We start from the raw sequence: 13,631 nt of genomic DNA on the forward strand, positions 1-13,631 counted from the left end.
CGTGCTACGGGCGCGTTATGACGAGAGAATCCGGAATGCCTTCACGCCGCGACATGCTTTTCCTACTCGCCGCCGCAGCGGTTGCGGGAGGTTCAGCGCCGCGCGCGCTTGCCGCACCGCTGGCAGCTGCCGGGCAATCCGATCTGCGCGGCGCGATCGACGCGGTGGAATATCGCGCCATTCCCGAAAGCGGCGACCGCAAGACCCGCAACCTGCAACAGATGATCGAACAGGCGGCGCGCGAGAACATGCCGGTCTTCCTGCCGCCCGGCACCTATCGAGTCTCCAATCTCAACCTGCCTGACAATACCCGCATAACAGGCGTGCCTGGCGCCTCACGGCTCGTCTATACCGGCGAAGGCCACCTACTGACGGCGACAAATGTGCGGCGCATCGAGCTTTCCAACCTCGTCATCGACGGCGGCAATCGCTGGCTCGGTGATTATGCCGGCGGGCTCGTCCAATTCACCGGCGTCGACGAGGTGCTGATGGACAATTGCGAGATCGGCGGCAGTCGCAAACACGGGTTGCAGCTGGAGCGCTGCGGCGGACGGATCGAGCGCAGCCGCGTATCCGGCGCGACCGAGGCCGGGCTCTACGCGGTCGATTCCGCCAATCTTTCGGTCACCGGAAATACGATCACCGATTGCGGCAATGGCGGCATTCTGGTGCATCGCTGGAAGAAGGCCGAGGACGGCACGGTGGTTTCCGGTAACCGCATCTCTAACATCCGCGCCAATGACGGCGGCACCGGCCAGAACGGCAACGGCATCAACATCTTCCGCGCCGATGGTGTGATGGTGGTGAACAACCATATTTCCGACTGCGCCTTCACCGCGATCCGCGCCAATTCGGCATCGGACATCCAGATCAGCAACAATCAATGCCGGCGTTCCGGCGAAACGGCGATCTATGTCGAATTCGCCTTCGAGGGCGCCGTCGTTTCCGCCAACATGATCGACGGGGCGGCGAACGGCATTTCGATTGCCAATTTCGACGAAGGCGGCAGGCTGGCGAGCGTCACCGGCAATGTCGTGCGCAACCTCACCCTGAAAGGCCCCTACAAACACGAGGTCGGCTTCGGCATCGGCATTGCGGCGGAGGCCGACACGCTGATTTCGGGCAATGTGATCGAGGGCGCGCCGAGATGGGGCATGCAGATCGGCTGGGGTCCTTATCTCCGTAACGTCGTCGTCAGCGGCAATGTGGTGCGCAAGGCACCTGTCGGATGCGCCGTCTCGGTCGCCGACGGCGCCGGCACCGCCGTCATCACCGACAACGTCTTCCAGGAGACCGCTGAAGGCGCGGTCCTCGGCTTCCAATGGGAGAAGAAAGTGTCGGACGAGATGGCGGGCGGCGCGCCGTACAAACAGCTGACCGTCGAGCGAAACCGGGTCTCCTGAAGAGCATCAAAAGCTTTCATCATCCCATCAGCGGCAAGGACTTTTCCGCAGCCGCTGCGGCCTCTACCCTCTCGGACAATTACATCGAGGGGACAAGATCATGCTGACAATCTACGGAGTCTATCGATCGCGGGCGTCGCGCGTCTACTGGATGGCGGAGGAGCTGGGGCTCGAATTCCAGTCGGTGCCGGTGCTGCAAGCCAGGCGATTGGCGGAGCCCCTGTCCGAGAGCGCGCCGCTCAATACGCACTCGCCCGATTTCGCCGCCGTCAACCCGATGGCGCAGATCCCCAGCATCAAGGACGGCGATCTCCTCATGCATGAGTCGCTGGCGATCAATCTCTACCTCGCCCGCAAACATGGCGGACCGCTTGCGGGACAAACCGTCGAAGAAGACGGATTGCTGACGATGTGGACCGTCTGGGCTGCCTCGCAGGTCGAGCCGCATTCGGTCAGGATCGTGCTGACCTATGACAACGGCCTCGAAAACAGCCAGGAGGGCAAGGAGACGATCGCAGCCGCCTGTCATGCCTTGCGCAGGCCACTTGCCACGCTCGAAGGCCAGCTTGCCGGCCGGCAGTGGATTGCCGGCGACCGCTTCACCGTCGCCGATCTCAACATCGCCGAGGTGCTGCGATACGCCCAGAGCGAGGAGGCGCTTTTCCAGGCACATCCGAATATCGAGGCCTGGATCGAGCGCTGCCAGTCGCGCCCGGCCTACAAGAAGATGCAGGAGACGCGCGGCAGGGAGCCGATCGAGGTCTGAGCCAAAGCGCGTCGCGCTTTAGCTTGTTGTTTTGCGCATGTCGTTGCGGCAAAAGCGCTTCGCGCCTTGCCTGGAAAAACCGCCGCACAGCTTTGCGCGACATGCTTTAGCGGAACAAGGCAAGCGTGCCGGCCATTTCCTCGCGGATCCAGGCCTTGAAGTCCCTGACCTTCTTCGGCTCGCGCGTGCCCTCGGCGGTGACGAAATAATGACCGAAACCGGTGCGCGCCCGAATGCCGAAGGGCGCCGCCAGCCGGCCTTCGGCAAGCGCGAAGGCGGCAAGGGTCTGCCAGGCAAGCATGACGCCCTGCCCGGCGATCGCCGCATCGAGGCACAGCGAGGCATCGTTGAAAACGTGGCGCGTCGCCGGTGTGGCGCCTGACAGTCCCGCCTCGCGCATCCAGACCTCCCAGCTGAACATGGCGCGACCGTCGATGACGGCGGGCAGTTCCAGGATATCGGCGGGCGCCTTCAGTTTCGCCGCCATCTCCGGCGAGCAAACGGGAAAAACCTCCTGCTCCAGGAGCAGTTCGGCCTTCACGTCAGGCCATTTGCCGGTGCCGACGCGGATGCCGATATCGACGTCGGAGAGGGCGGGGCTGACGAGATTGGTGGTTGCATCGAGCCGCAGCTTGATATCGGGATGGCGCTCAGCGAAACGATCGAGCCGGCAGACGAGCCAGCGGGCGGCAAAAACCGGCGCCACCGAGATCGTCAGGATCGTGTCGTCCTTGCGTTGCGCAATCGACACGGCCGCCGAAAGACGGGCAAAGCCTTCATCGAGCGCGGCCAGTACCGGCCGGGCGGCTTCGGTCGTCATCATTCCCCGGGCGGTGCGCTCGAAGATCACCAGGCCAAGCTGCGCCTCCGCCTTGATGACCTGCTGGCTGACGGCGCCGACCGAGACGCCGAGCTCATCGGCGGCCGCCTGCAGCGAGCCGAGCCGACCGACGGCTTCCAGCGCCTTAAGGCCGTTGAGATGCACAGTGTTGAGGTTCTTCATATAGTTTTTCTATAGCAGAGCCGCATTAATCTCAATTGAAAATCCGCTTGAGGGAGCAGAGATTACAGCCTGCGGCGACCATCCCCCGCCGCTTGGAGAAAGCGAGGCATGCCATGTCATTGCTGAAGTTTTTCTTGAGGCCCGCCCTTGCCTTGGGCAGCGCAGACGCTCTCCCAGCCTGGAAGAACGATCCGCTGCGGCATCCCGAGGTCGAGCGCATGTCGATGCGGGAAATTGCCGATCTGCCGATTGGAACAGAGACCAACCTTGCCGCCGAGGCCAAACCGACGCTGGCGAAATGCGCGTGACGATGCGCGCCCGTGTCAGCCGCTCTGAAACGCGCCGCATCACTCGCGTGACGCGACGCGCTTTAGCGACCTGCCTCAGTCCACCGATGCCTGCCAGCAAATCACACGACCGTCCTCCGGATCAATGCGCTCGCCGATGCGGATGAAGCCGTTGCGTTCGAGGACACGTTGCGAGGCGATGTTTTCCACGCCCGTATCGGCCGAAACGTGCGTCACGCGCGGGTCTTTCCGCGCCCATTCGAGCAGTTCGCCGATCGCACGCGTGACATAGCCACGCCGCTCGCGGCTCGGCGCAATGCCATAGCCGACGTGGATTTCGCCCCTCTCAGGCGCACTGATGATGGAACACAGCCCGACGATCTCGCCATCCTCGACGATCATCCAGGCCGACGGGGTAAAATCGGCGCCGATCTCCGCGGCGATCCTCGCCAGCATCTCCAGCACCTCAGGCGGCGCGATGGCGCTATCGGAAACCAGGCGCGTATCTGCGGGCGCGGCGCCGTTCAGCAACCCGGCGAAATCATAAGCAGTCAATTCGATGATCATATTATTCTCGACATTGGACCTGCGCCAGCTTTGGCGCGTCATAGCCGAGCAGCAAGACTAGCCCTCGATTGAATTCGAGCCGCGTCTCGTCCTTCCGCCTCGGCCGGTGCGTTCTGAATATTTTGCGACGGCATACAAAGGCGTTCTCCTCTTCGGGCCTGACCCCGGAATGAGCGGATGCGGATCGATATTGAAGCTCGCCGGCCTCTTTGTCCAGCCGTTACGGAGAACTGGCCCTGGCAGGCTGAAGGGCTGATTCGACAGAGCGGGCAGCGCTTCCGCCGTAGAAAAAACCCTACTTGTCGCCTGCATTCGCGCGACCACGCCAACCCGGCGTCGGAGCCCTATCTGTTTCAGCAAAGAGAATTTCAGTGCCAGCAATTCGAAAAATCCTGTTGGGACTCCTCGCAATTTTAACGGTCGCCATTGTCGTCAGCGCCGGCTGGCTCTGGCAGGTCGCGGGTGCTTACGGTTTCAACACCGTCTTGCGGCGCGGTGGAACCTATTGGATCGACATAAAACCTGACGACGAGCGCCTTTCCGCCTCCGTGCAGTTGGCGTTGCGCCCGGTCATCCCGGCCGTTTTGCCCGGGCCGCTGGTCTGGCAAGAGCCGGAGACGGGCTTCGAGGTGGCGGAACTACCGGTTCTTGCCGATGGCCGCGAAGTCGACCGGATCTTGCTCAGCCGAATTGACCCGGCCCGCTTTCGATTCGTCACCCGTAACGCGGCTGCTGGCGATACCGGCATCGACGAATGAGAGAAGGTTTTGCCTAACGCCGCGCTGATCGTGAACGGCAGCTATTTCGACAAACATGGCAGGCCCGATACGCCTTTCATCAGCGAAGGCATTGCGATGGGTCCTCAGCAATATGACGCGAGGGCCGGCGCCTTCATTGCCGGCAAAGACACTGCCGAGATCCGCGACCTGACGCATCAAGATTGGCAGACAGCCTTTGCCGGCGCGTCGAACGCCATGGTCTCCTATCCGCTCCTGATCGGCGACGACGGGCAGACGCATGTGAATGTGAAAAGCCGCTGGCTCGCCAACCGTACGTTTGTCGCCAAAGACGACTTGGGGCGTGTCGTCATCGGGACGACAAAGGAAGCGTTCTTTTCCCTCGACCGGTTGGAGAGTTTCTGAAGACCTCGCCGCTCAATCTCAAGGTCGCGCTTAATCTTGATGGCGGTCCCGTCGCCTGCCGGAGCGTTCGGCTGGATGGCTATCGGCAAAAATTCTACGCAAGATGGGAGTCTCAGGCGGACGATAACAAAGTAAGCCTGCTCCGCTGGCCGATTTCCGAGGCCAATTGGGCCATGCCGATGGTGCTGACGGTCGAGCGGAAGTAGGTCGGGATCTGGCGATCGTCGCAAGGCCAGCGAGGATTATCGCGAGCATCGGTGTCGGAATCTCATTTCGCCGGCCGTCTTCAAGCCATTGCACAACGCCTTACATCGCATCGATCTAAGGATAATCATATGGAGGAAGCGATGACGATTACCATTACCGCCTTTGAACGCTCGCCCGATCGCGGCCGGGGTCTGGCGCGCGACATGCGCGTTCGCTGGGCACTCGAAGAAGCGGGCCAGCCTTACGAGGTTCGTCTCGTTTCGTTCAAGACGATGAAGGAGCCCGCGCATCTGGCACTTCATCCTTTCGGGCAGATTCCGACCTATGAAGAAGGCGATCTTACTCTGTTCGAGTCCGGTGCGATCGTGTTCCATATCGCCGAGCGCCATGCGGGCCTGCTGCCTGCGGATACGAATGCCCGGGCGCGCGCGGTCACGTGGATGTTTGCTGCGCTGAACACGGTGGAGCCGCCGATCTTCGAGCGCAGCCTCGCCACCATCCTCGAGCGCGACGAACCCTGGTACGAGCAGCGCCTGCATGCGCTTGAGGACAGCATCCGCAAACGGCTGGGGAGCCTTTCCGCTCGCCTTGGCGATGCCGACTGGCTCGATGGCGCGTTCAGCGCCGGCGACTTGCTGATGGTGACGGTGCTGCTCAGGGCGCAAGCATCAGGTCTCTTGGAGGAATATCCAAACCTTGCCGCCTATGTCGCCCGCGGCGAAGCCCGGCCGGCCTATCAGCGTGCTTTCGCGGCCCAGTTGGCGGTGTTCACCGCCGCATCGGCCGTGTGACAAGGGCCCCTTACCATCTTCATCCGATGGATGCTGCTGCTACCCATTGACCCTGCGTCTTTCCATGCTTAAATATCTAGACAGTCTAGCCAGGAGGCAAATAATGGAATGGCAGTTGCAGGAGGCCAAGAACAAGTTTTCGAAAGTGGTGCAGAAGGCGCGTGATGAAGGCCCGCAGGTGGTCACGCTCCGGGGCGAGCGAACGGCCGTCGTGCTGTCCGCCCGCGACTACGACGCCTTGCGCGCCGGCCGGCCGACACTGGTCGACGACCTGCTTGGCGGCCCGGCCTGGGACGATGAGCTTGCCAATACGGTGGAAGCACGCGCTGCGAGCCCAAGCCGCGACGTGACCTTCTGATGTATCTGGTCGATACCAATATCGTTTCGGAGGCGCGGCGCGGCACATCGCAGGCGATTTCCTGGCTGCGCTCCGTCGATCCGCTGAGCATACACCTGAGCGCGCTGACCCTTGGCGAGATCATGCGCGGCATTGCGCTCAAACAGAGGTCGGACCCGAAGGCTGCGGCGCACCTCACGGAGTGGCTGCGCAAGCTGCGTCATGATCACGGCGCCCGCATCCTGCCGGTAACCGATCAGATCGCCGTGGAATGGGGTCGCATCGCCGCGATCCGGCCACGCGGCGATATTGACGGGCTGATCGCCGCGACCGCGATCGTCCATGACCTGATCGTCGTCACCCGCAACGTCAGTGACTTCGCCGACACCGGGGCCTCGGTGATCAATCCTTGGGAGATGTCGGCATGAGCTCCGCTGCGCCTGCCCCGCAGGCCGCGGCGATCATGCAGCCTATCAGCCGCGATCGTAGGCCAGCGCCCGTTGGACGGCGGGGCGCTGCAGCATGCGGGCGTGATGGTCGCTCACGTCGACGAAGCGGGCGGGATCGACGCCGTCGGACGGCAGCCAATCTGTCATGACGAAAAGATAGGGATCGGCGATCGAATAGCTCTCGCCCATCACCCACGGGCCTTTGAACATCGTCTCTTCGATCAGGGTGAAACAACCGGCCATATTCTCAGGCACCTTGGCCTTCATCGCCTCGAGTGCCGCCTGATCGTCGGCCCAGCGGGAGCCGCGCGGGCGATGGGCATGGTTCACATGCACGGTCGAGCAGAGATAGCAGTTGAAGGATTGCAGCCGCGCCATGTCGAAAGCATCCCCGAGCGGCGCCAGCTTGGCGGCCGGCGCACTTTCCGCGACAAAGCCGAGGATCGCCGGCGTTTCCGTCAGCACGCCGCGATCGGTGACCAGCGCAGGCACCCGGCCCTTCGGGTTGATCTGCAGATAATCCGGCGAGCGTTGCTCGCCATTGGCGAAGCTGAGCTTCCTTGTTTCGAAGGCGAGGCCGGATTCCTCCAGGGCGATCAGGCTTGCGAGCGCGCAGGTTCCCGGCGCGTAGTACAATGTCAGCATAATGGGCCACTCCCTTTCGGCACGTGATATAGCGCAGGGATGGGTGCGCCGGAACTGGGGAGATTGGGTTTTGTCTCTGCGTCGGGCCGCCCCTCATCCGCCTGCCGGCACCTTCTCCCCGTTCTGACGGGGAGAGATATGCCGCACCCTCTCAATTCCTCGCAGACCTCTCGTAAGGCACGTCCCCTCGCCCCGTTTACGGGGGTTCGCAGGACGGGTCGAGACCAGCGGCTCGACCCCGGCAAGGGTTAGGGTGAGGGGCATCTTGCCAGGACAAACTCGCCGCTCAGCCGCAGCCCGGCACGTCCTCCAGCCGGTGCCAGACCGGAATGCCGCGCTCCCTGGCGATGCGCACGTCGTTATCCGCCCCCTTGGAGTCGCCCGGCAGCCGCAGCACGCCGTCGCAGAGCTGCAGCAGCCGGCCGGCGACAGGGTGGAAGATCTCTTCGTAGAGCGCATCGCCGACCGACTTGCCGCCGGCGGCGTGCCAGATCGGCAGAGCCACCCATTCGCCGATCATCGGCACATGGCCGGCGGCGAACAGTGCGGGCGAGGGTTCCTCCAGCCGCTCCAGGTTGGCGGCCATCTTTTCCGGGTCGTCGCCCGTTCCCGACCTATAAGGCCCGGCAATCAATATCAACATCATCCACTCTATCGCTGAGCATTCCCGGCGTCATGCACGGGATTTCGTGAAAATGCACGAGATTTCTTGAATGTCGAGTCTTTTCGTGCAATATCGGGCGAATGTGTTTAATTTCGTGCAGAGAGCCTATGCTGACGTCACAACGCAAAACCCTCATCCTCGACATATTGCGCCGTGACGGCCAGGTGGTCGCCAAGCGTGTCGCCGAGGATTTTTCCCTTTCGGAAGACACAATCCGGCGCGATCTCCGCGAAATGGCGGCGGAGGGGCTGTTGAAACGGGTGCATGGGGGCGCAATGCCGTTGGCGCCCGATCTGCCCGATTTTACCGCGCGGCGCAGCGTCTCGTCGGAGATCAAGGCGCGGCTCGGGGCTGCTGCGGCGGCGATGGTCAAGCCCGGTCAGTTGATCTTTCTCGATGGCGGCACAACCACGGCTGAGATCGCCCGACACTTGCCGCGCGACACGCCGCTGACGGTTGCGACCCACAGCCCGACGATCGCCGCCGAACTCGAGCACCACCCGACGGCGGAGGTGATCCTTGCCGGCGGGCGGCTCTACAAACATTCGATGGTGGCGACAGGCGCGGCGGCGGCGGCGGCGATCTCGCAACTGCGCCCCGACCTGTTCTTCCTCGGCGTGACGGCCGCCCATCCGGTGCACGGGCTTTCCACCGGCGACTTCGAGGAAGCGGCGATCAAACGCCATATCGCCCGCTGCTCGGCCGAAACGCATGTGCTGCTGACGGAGGAGAAGTTCGACCTCGTCTCGCCCTGCCCGGTGCTTGGAATTTCTGAGGTGGCGGGGCTGATCGTGCCGGCGGAAATGCCGGCCGAGCGGCTGAAACCCTATCGCGATCTCAACAGCACGATCGCCGCGGCTTGATCGGCCGGGGAAACCGGGGACGCATGCCAGTTTGACGTGTGGGATCAGACTGCCTAACCTTCGACCTCACGAGGACGATGGCACGGCCCATGCATGAGGAGGAACAGAATTTGACAAGCATTTCCCTTCGAATCGCGCTGGCGCAGATGATGAGCGACGTAAATATCGATGAGGTTTGCGCATCTGCTGCGGCTGAAGGTGCCGCCATCATCTTATTTCCGGAGATGTTCTCAAACGGGTACAGTCGCTTTGATTCCGAGAATGCGGCGTCCCGGCAGGCTTGGATCGACGCGGCAATACCGCTTGATGGTCCCTATCTGGATAGATTTCGACAAGCTGCGCGCAATAATGGTCTCGCGATCGTGGCAACGTTCCTTGAGTACGGAGAGGCAAAACCTTTCAACGCGGCCGTAGTGATCAATGACAGCGGCGAAATCATCCTCCATCAGCGCAAGCGACACATTTGCTTTTTCGACGTCCCGGAAGAGGCTTGCGCCCCAGGCGATGGCTCAAGAGTGGCAAAGCTGAAGACAAAAGCGGGCGAGGTTGCGATCGGCATAATGATTTGTATGGATCGGGAGTTTCCCGATGTAGCATCGGATCTCGTTCGGAACGGCGCGGAGATTATTCTCGTTCCAAACAGCTGCCCACTCGTGGACGATCCAAGCGTAGGTGACGTGCGCGTGGCGGGGGTGCGAGCACTGGCCTTCCAGTCCGTCGTGGGGATAGCCGTGGCCAATTATCCGGTACCGAAAGACGACGGTCGTTCTTTCGCCGTCGATCCGCTAGGCAAGGTTCTTATTATGGGCGGCAAGCAGCAGGAATTGGTCATAGTAGACTTCGATATCAATGAGATCAGGACTGTTCAGAAGCGAGAGTGGTTCCGACGAGCCCGATGACCTGTGTTGACGCCGTCCCATTGCTGGGTTCCGTTATCTCCGAACCGCTAAATACTTCCTGATAAAGGTATTGGCTCGTTTATTTTCCAGTCAGCACGGACGTGACTCTGATATCGCCGACATGGATGCCATTCCAATTGCGCATCGAGGTTGCGGCAAAGGCCGTCAGGGCGGCGTGCACTTCGCTTTCCGTCTCGAAGAAACGGGCAAGTGTCGCCGCCACCGTGGCTTCGGCGGCGCGGGTGGCGCCATCGTCGCATTTCAGGGCGATGGCGATGCCCTTTTCCGGGATCGCGGCGCAGAAGACGCCCTCGGCGCCTGTCTTGGCGAAAATGCGGCCGGGGGCGAGCTGCATCAATTCCGTGCAGGCGCGACCGGTACCGGCGACATAGAAGGGCTCGGCCATGCAAGCCTCGATCAGCCGGCGGGATGCCTTGGCGCGCAAAGGTTCCAAGCCGACGCCCGTCGCCATTTTTGCAAAGCCGTGGGCAAGGCTCTTGAGCGGCACGGCATAAGTCGGAATCGAGCAGCCGTCGGTGCCGCAGCTCTCGGCACCGAGCACGGCGCCGGTCAGGCTTTCTATCGCCGCGCGGATCTCGACCTGCAGCGGGTGCTCATAGCCGACATAACCCGTCGGTTCGATATCCTGATGGCAGCAGGCGAAGCCGGCATGTTTTCCCGAGCAATTGTTGTGCAGCGCAGTCGGCGCATCGAGCGCACGGGCCTGCTGGATCAGGACCTTCTGGCTCATCGACCAATGGGCGCCGCATTCCAGCGCCTCGGCATTGCGGCCGGCCCGCGACAGCATGGAGGCGGCAAGCGCCACATGCTCGTCCTCGCCATTATGCGAAGCACATGCGAGCGCCAATTCCTTATCGCCAAAACCATAGGCATCGGCCGCGCCGCTCTCGATCAGCGGCAGCGCCTGCATCGCCTTGCAGGCCGAACGCGGGAAAACGGCGGCTTCGATATCGCCGAGCGAGAAGACGAGCTTGCCGTCACCATCGACGACAGCCACCGAACCACGATGGCGGCTTTCGACGAGCAGGCCACGGGTAACTTCGACGGTGACGGGATTGGTCATGAGCTCTCATCCGGATGCTGGCGGGATGCCGCAGGCATAACGCGTCGCGGCGCGAAAGCCAACGGGGTTTGGCCCACCCTCCGTCATGCTCGGCCTTGAGCCGAGCATCCACACCCGCACCCGCACCCACCAGCGGTGGCAGCATGGATCCTCGGATCAAGCCCGAGGAGGACGGAGTGTGGGGTGGGCTTCTGCAGCAAGAACCGCAATGCGGGGCGGATCAGGGGGATAATTGCGCCCGCCGCCGGTCGTTGTTGATGAGGCTGCTCGGGGAGCGCCAGCTTTGTCCGCCTCCTGTGAAAAGCAGACCTTGAGGTTAGGCGTATCGGCACACTATCTTGCAACCCAGTTCGCATCGAAGGAATTGTTTTGCAATCCGGCCTGGGTATTTTTCACGGTCGTCTCTCTCTGCCTGGCGTGCTGGCTGGCGCGCCGGCCCACGAGGACGAGCGTTGGAGTCATCCTTGGAGCGCTTCTGGGGTTGGTCTTGATATCGATTGCGTCAGTTCTGGTCGGTTTCCTCGGTAACGTTCTGCCCTTGGGCCAAATCGATTTCTAACTTTCCAGTTTGACAGCGCAGACCTGACGCAGACAAACATCACAAAAATTGACCGCGACGATCGAAAACTATCGTTTTCCTGATGTGTCCCTTCCCGCTAAAGGTGATGCATCAGGAACCGTCCCATGTCATCCACCCTCTCCTTGATCCTGCGCGACAAACGGATCCGTATCCCGGCCGTGACGCTTGTGGCGCTCGCCTTCACCTATGCTTCGACCGCGCCCTATCAGTCGATCATCGGGATCAACGAACTGAACTTGAGCAACGGCACCTATTCGGCGCTGATCTTCTTCTCGGCGATCGTCAACGTCACAACCAGCCTGACGCTCGGCATCTGGTCGGACAGGCTGAAAGAGCGGCGGCCGCTGGTGCTGGGGCTTTCGGTGGCCGGCATGCTCGGCTTCGGGTCGATCGCGATCTTTCACAGCCCTGCCGTCTTCATCGTCTCGACACTGTTGCTGGTGCCGATGAGCAACTCCACCTATTCGCTGCTCTTTGCCAGCCTGCGTGCCAGGACCAACCAGATGGATCGCGGCCAGGCGGCGGGGATCACCGCAACGGTGCGGGCGCTGTTTTCCGGCTCGTGGGCGGTGGCGCCGGGGATGATCGGCCTTTATCTCGTCAATTCGCCGTCGATGACGCCGGCTTACGGGATCGCCGCCCTGGCAAGCTGCACCTGTTTCTGCCTATATTTCTTCTTCGCGCCTGGAAACGGCACGGCCGGTCCCTCCCCCGATCAGCCCGGCTTCCTCGCATCGCTGAAGCGGATTTTCATGCCCTATGTGCTTGTGCGCGTCATCGTCATGGCGCTGCTCTTCGGGCTGCAGCGATTAAACAGCATGCTGCTGCCGCTGATCATCACCCATGCGGCTGATGGAAGCGTGGTCGATGTCGGCTTCATCGCCGGGCTGACGGCCTTTCTCGAAATGCCGTTCATGATGATGTGGGGCATGGCGCAGCGGCGGTTCCGCACCGTGCATGTCCTGGCCTTCGGCGCGCTGATCTACTGTGCCTATCTGCTGCTGCTCGGATTTGCCTCAGCGCCCTGGCACATCTATGCGCTGCTCCTCCTCAACGCCTGCGGGGCGGCGGCAATCCTCAGCGTGCCGATCACTTATCTGCAGGACCTGATCGCAGACCGGCCGGGGCTCGGAACCTCGCTGATCTCGCTCAACACCTTCATCGGCACCGGCATCGCCGCCGGGCTCTTCGCCTTCGGCACATCGGTCAGCGACTATTCCGGCACCGCCTTTGTCGGCGCGGCCGCAGGCTTCGCGTCGATCGGTGTCCTGCTTTATCTCGAAAGCGCCAGGCGGCAGGCGCGGCAGCCGGCCTGAAGCGCGAGCTGCCTGCGCGTGCTCCGCCTCAACGCGGCGTGATGCGATAGGCGCAGCGGCGGGCGCCCAAGAGGATGTGTTCGCTGCGCTCGACCTCGGCGCCGAGTGCAGCACGGAAGGTTTCGAGTTCGGAGCGGCAGAAGCCGGCGCAGGCGGTGGCCGCCGCGCAGATCGGGCAGTGGTTTTCGACCAGCATGAAGGAGCCATCCGCCTCCTGCCAGTGATCGGCCATATAGCCCTCGCGGGTGCGGATGGCGGCAAGACCTTCGACACGCGCGGCAAGGTCGCCGGCATTTTGCAATTCCAGCCGATAGCGCTGCAGCGCCTCGGCCTCGCGGGCCGAGATGACAGTGTCGAGGGCCGCGGGTCCGAGCTGTTCGACCAGCGTGCCGAGCAGGTTTGCCGTCAGTTCGGCATGACCGTCCGGGAATTGGCGGTTGCCCGCGGCAGTCAGGTGCCAGAGCTGACGCGGCCGGCCCCTGCCCGTGGCGCCGACGGTGACCGGCTCCACCAGCCCCTGTTCCGCCAGCTTGGCGAGCTGCTGACGGGCGGCCTCGCCCGATATGCCAAGCACATCACCGATCGCGGCGCCAAGCTGCGGGCCGTCGGTCTTTATCAGGGTCATTCC

Annotated in this window: 17 protein-coding genes; 11 read left to right on the forward strand and 6 right to left on the reverse strand. The window is 62.5% G+C overall.

What is annotated here, in order from left to right; translation table 11 throughout:
- The first annotated feature begins 35 nt into the window (after positions 1 to 35).
- Both OS035_RS00665 and OS035_RS00670 read left to right on the forward strand, forming a co-directional pair.
- Positions 36 to 1,403, forward strand: coding sequence for a TIGR03808 family TAT-translocated repetitive protein (locus tag OS035_RS00665; RefSeq protein WP_310803865.1), 1,368 nt, complete (start codon positions 36 to 38; stop codon positions 1,401 to 1,403).
- A gap of 100 nt (positions 1,404 to 1,503) precedes the next feature.
- Complete coding sequence (locus OS035_RS00670; RefSeq protein WP_097627543.1) at positions 1,504 to 2,169, forward strand: glutathione S-transferase family protein; 666 nt, start codon at positions 1,504 to 1,506, stop codon at positions 2,167 to 2,169.
- Positions 2,170 to 2,275: 106 nt separating this feature from the next.
- On the opposite strand, the gene OS035_RS00675 is transcribed toward OS035_RS00670, so the two are convergent.
- Positions 2,276 to 3,172 carry a LysR substrate-binding domain-containing protein gene (locus OS035_RS00675; protein ID WP_097627541.1) on the reverse strand — a complete coding sequence of 299 codons (897 nt, stop codon included), beginning with the start codon at positions 3,170 to 3,172 and terminating at the stop codon, positions 2,276 to 2,278.
- Between the two features lie 113 nt (positions 3,173 to 3,285).
- Here OS035_RS00675 and OS035_RS00680 point away from each other — a divergent pair, with 113 nt between their 5' ends.
- On the forward strand, positions 3,286 to 3,480 hold the full coding sequence (locus tag OS035_RS00680; protein ID WP_097627539.1) for a hypothetical protein: 195 nt from the start codon (positions 3,286 to 3,288) through the stop codon (positions 3,478 to 3,480).
- A gap of 75 nt (positions 3,481 to 3,555) precedes the next feature.
- Here OS035_RS00680 and OS035_RS00685 read toward each other — a convergent pair whose 3' ends face one another.
- The gene (locus OS035_RS00685) at positions 3,556 to 4,026 is read right to left on the reverse strand and encodes a GNAT family N-acetyltransferase (RefSeq protein ID WP_239619797.1); all 471 of its coding nucleotides are present in this window, start codon (positions 4,024 to 4,026) and stop codon (positions 3,556 to 3,558) included.
- Positions 4,027 to 4,325: 299 nt separating this feature from the next.
- On the opposite strand from OS035_RS00685, the gene OS035_RS00690 reads away from it, so the two are divergent.
- The 5 genes from OS035_RS00690 to OS035_RS00710 all read left to right on the forward strand — a co-directional run bounded on the left by OS035_RS00690 (position 4,326) and on the right by OS035_RS00710 (position 6,931).
- The gene (locus OS035_RS00690) at positions 4,326 to 4,784 is read left to right on the forward strand and encodes a hypothetical protein (RefSeq protein WP_331813227.1); all 459 of its coding nucleotides are present in this window, start codon (positions 4,326 to 4,328) and stop codon (positions 4,782 to 4,784) included.
- Positions 4,785 to 4,793: 9 nt separating this feature from the next.
- Entirely contained in the window at positions 4,794 to 5,168 is a 375-nt protein-coding gene (locus tag OS035_RS00695) for a phosphodiester glycosidase family protein (RefSeq protein ID WP_331813228.1), read from the forward strand.
- Between the two features lie 347 nt (positions 5,169 to 5,515).
- On the forward strand, positions 5,516 to 6,166 hold the full coding sequence (locus tag OS035_RS00700; protein WP_097627763.1) for a glutathione S-transferase family protein: 651 nt from the start codon (positions 5,516 to 5,518) through the stop codon (positions 6,164 to 6,166).
- A 103-nt stretch (positions 6,167 to 6,269) separates the two neighbouring features.
- A complete protein-coding gene (locus OS035_RS00705) occupies positions 6,270 to 6,524 on the forward strand; it encodes a type II toxin-antitoxin system Phd/YefM family antitoxin (protein WP_097627535.1) in 255 nt (84 codons plus the stop codon).
- Positions 6,524 to 6,931 (forward strand): type II toxin-antitoxin system VapC family toxin, encoded by a 408-nt coding sequence (locus OS035_RS00710; RefSeq protein WP_097627533.1) that lies wholly within the window; start codon positions 6,524 to 6,526, stop codon positions 6,929 to 6,931. The genes OS035_RS00705 and OS035_RS00710 overlap by 1 nt, the downstream gene beginning before the upstream one ends.
- A 45-nt stretch (positions 6,932 to 6,976) precedes the next feature.
- Here the strand turns inward: OS035_RS00710 and OS035_RS00715 are convergent, their stop codons facing one another.
- Both OS035_RS00715 and OS035_RS00720 read right to left on the reverse strand, forming a co-directional pair.
- Complete coding sequence (locus OS035_RS00715) at positions 6,977 to 7,597, reverse strand: glutathione S-transferase family protein (protein ID WP_097627531.1); 621 nt, start codon at positions 7,595 to 7,597, stop codon at positions 6,977 to 6,979.
- A gap of 286 nt (positions 7,598 to 7,883) precedes the next feature.
- Complete coding sequence (locus tag OS035_RS00720) at positions 7,884 to 8,240, reverse strand: DUF4406 domain-containing protein (RefSeq protein ID WP_183777452.1); 357 nt, start codon at positions 8,238 to 8,240, stop codon at positions 7,884 to 7,886.
- Positions 8,241 to 8,368: 128 nt separating this feature from the next.
- Between OS035_RS00720 and OS035_RS00725 the strand changes: the two genes are divergently transcribed.
- Entirely contained in the window at positions 8,369 to 9,124 is a 756-nt protein-coding gene (locus OS035_RS00725; RefSeq protein ID WP_097627529.1) for a DeoR/GlpR family DNA-binding transcription regulator, read from the forward strand.
- 110 nt (positions 9,125 to 9,234) lie between these two features.
- Positions 9,235 to 10,023 (forward strand): carbon-nitrogen hydrolase family protein, encoded by a 789-nt coding sequence (locus OS035_RS00730; RefSeq protein ID WP_331813230.1) that lies wholly within the window; start codon positions 9,235 to 9,237, stop codon positions 10,021 to 10,023.
- A gap of 79 nt (positions 10,024 to 10,102) precedes the next feature.
- Here the strand turns inward: OS035_RS00730 and OS035_RS00735 are convergent, their stop codons facing one another.
- Positions 10,103 to 11,107, reverse strand: a complete 1,005-nt coding sequence (locus OS035_RS00735; RefSeq protein WP_331813231.1) for an asparaginase — start codon at positions 11,105 to 11,107, stop codon at positions 10,103 to 10,105.
- A 684-nt stretch (positions 11,108 to 11,791) separates the two neighbouring features.
- Between OS035_RS00735 and OS035_RS00740 the strand changes: the two genes are divergently transcribed.
- Positions 11,792 to 13,003, forward strand: coding sequence for an MFS transporter (locus OS035_RS00740; protein WP_097627524.1), 1,212 nt, complete (start codon positions 11,792 to 11,794; stop codon positions 13,001 to 13,003).
- Between the two features lie 28 nt (positions 13,004 to 13,031).
- Here the strand turns inward: OS035_RS00740 and OS035_RS00745 are convergent, their stop codons facing one another.
- Positions 13,032 to 13,628 (reverse strand): helix-turn-helix transcriptional regulator, encoded by a 597-nt coding sequence (locus OS035_RS00745; protein ID WP_097627522.1) that lies wholly within the window; start codon positions 13,626 to 13,628, stop codon positions 13,032 to 13,034.
- Between the last annotated feature and the right edge of the window lie 3 nt (positions 13,629 to 13,631).

This window comes from Rhizobium sp. 268, assembly GCF_036571585.1.
Classification (GTDB): Bacteria; Pseudomonadota; Alphaproteobacteria; order Rhizobiales; family Rhizobiaceae; genus Rhizobium; species Rhizobium redzepovicii.

What these genes read in the sequence shown, in the direction of transcription:
- OS035_RS00715 (WP_097627531.1), bottom strand. Translation starts at nt 7,597, where the DNA reads ATGCTGACATTGTACTACGCGCCGGGAACCTGCGCGCTCGCAAGCCTG.
- OS035_RS00735 (WP_331813231.1), bottom strand. Translation starts at nt 11,107, where the DNA reads ATGACCAATCCCGTCACCGTCGAAGTTACCCGTGGCCTGCTCGTCGAA.
- OS035_RS00745 (WP_097627522.1), bottom strand. Translation starts at nt 13,628, where the DNA reads ATGACCCTGATAAAGACCGACGGCCCGCAGCTTGGCGCCGCGATCGGT.
- OS035_RS00710 (WP_097627533.1), top strand. Translation starts at nt 6,524, where the DNA reads ATGTATCTGGTCGATACCAATATCGTTTCGGAGGCGCGGCGCGGCACA.
- OS035_RS00675 (WP_097627541.1), bottom strand. Translation starts at nt 3,172, where the DNA reads ATGAAGAACCTCAACACTGTGCATCTCAACGGCCTTAAGGCGCTGGAA.
- OS035_RS00680 (WP_097627539.1), top strand. Translation starts at nt 3,286, where the DNA reads ATGTCATTGCTGAAGTTTTTCTTGAGGCCCGCCCTTGCCTTGGGCAGC.
- OS035_RS00705 (WP_097627535.1), top strand. Translation starts at nt 6,270, where the DNA reads ATGGAATGGCAGTTGCAGGAGGCCAAGAACAAGTTTTCGAAAGTGGTG.
- OS035_RS00740 (WP_097627524.1), top strand. Translation starts at nt 11,792, where the DNA reads ATGTCATCCACCCTCTCCTTGATCCTGCGCGACAAACGGATCCGTATC.
- OS035_RS00665 (WP_310803865.1), top strand. Translation starts at nt 36, where the DNA reads ATGCCTTCACGCCGCGACATGCTTTTCCTACTCGCCGCCGCAGCGGTT.
- OS035_RS00720 (WP_183777452.1), bottom strand. Translation starts at nt 8,240, where the DNA reads ATGTTGATATTGATTGCCGGGCCTTATAGGTCGGGAACGGGCGACGAC.
- OS035_RS00685 (WP_239619797.1), bottom strand. Translation starts at nt 4,026, where the DNA reads ATGATCATCGAATTGACTGCTTATGATTTCGCCGGGTTGCTGAACGGC.
- OS035_RS00670 (WP_097627543.1), top strand. Translation starts at nt 1,504, where the DNA reads ATGCTGACAATCTACGGAGTCTATCGATCGCGGGCGTCGCGCGTCTAC.
- OS035_RS00725 (WP_097627529.1), top strand. Translation starts at nt 8,369, where the DNA reads ATGCTGACGTCACAACGCAAAACCCTCATCCTCGACATATTGCGCCGT.
- OS035_RS00700 (WP_097627763.1), top strand. Translation starts at nt 5,516, where the DNA reads ATGACGATTACCATTACCGCCTTTGAACGCTCGCCCGATCGCGGCCGG.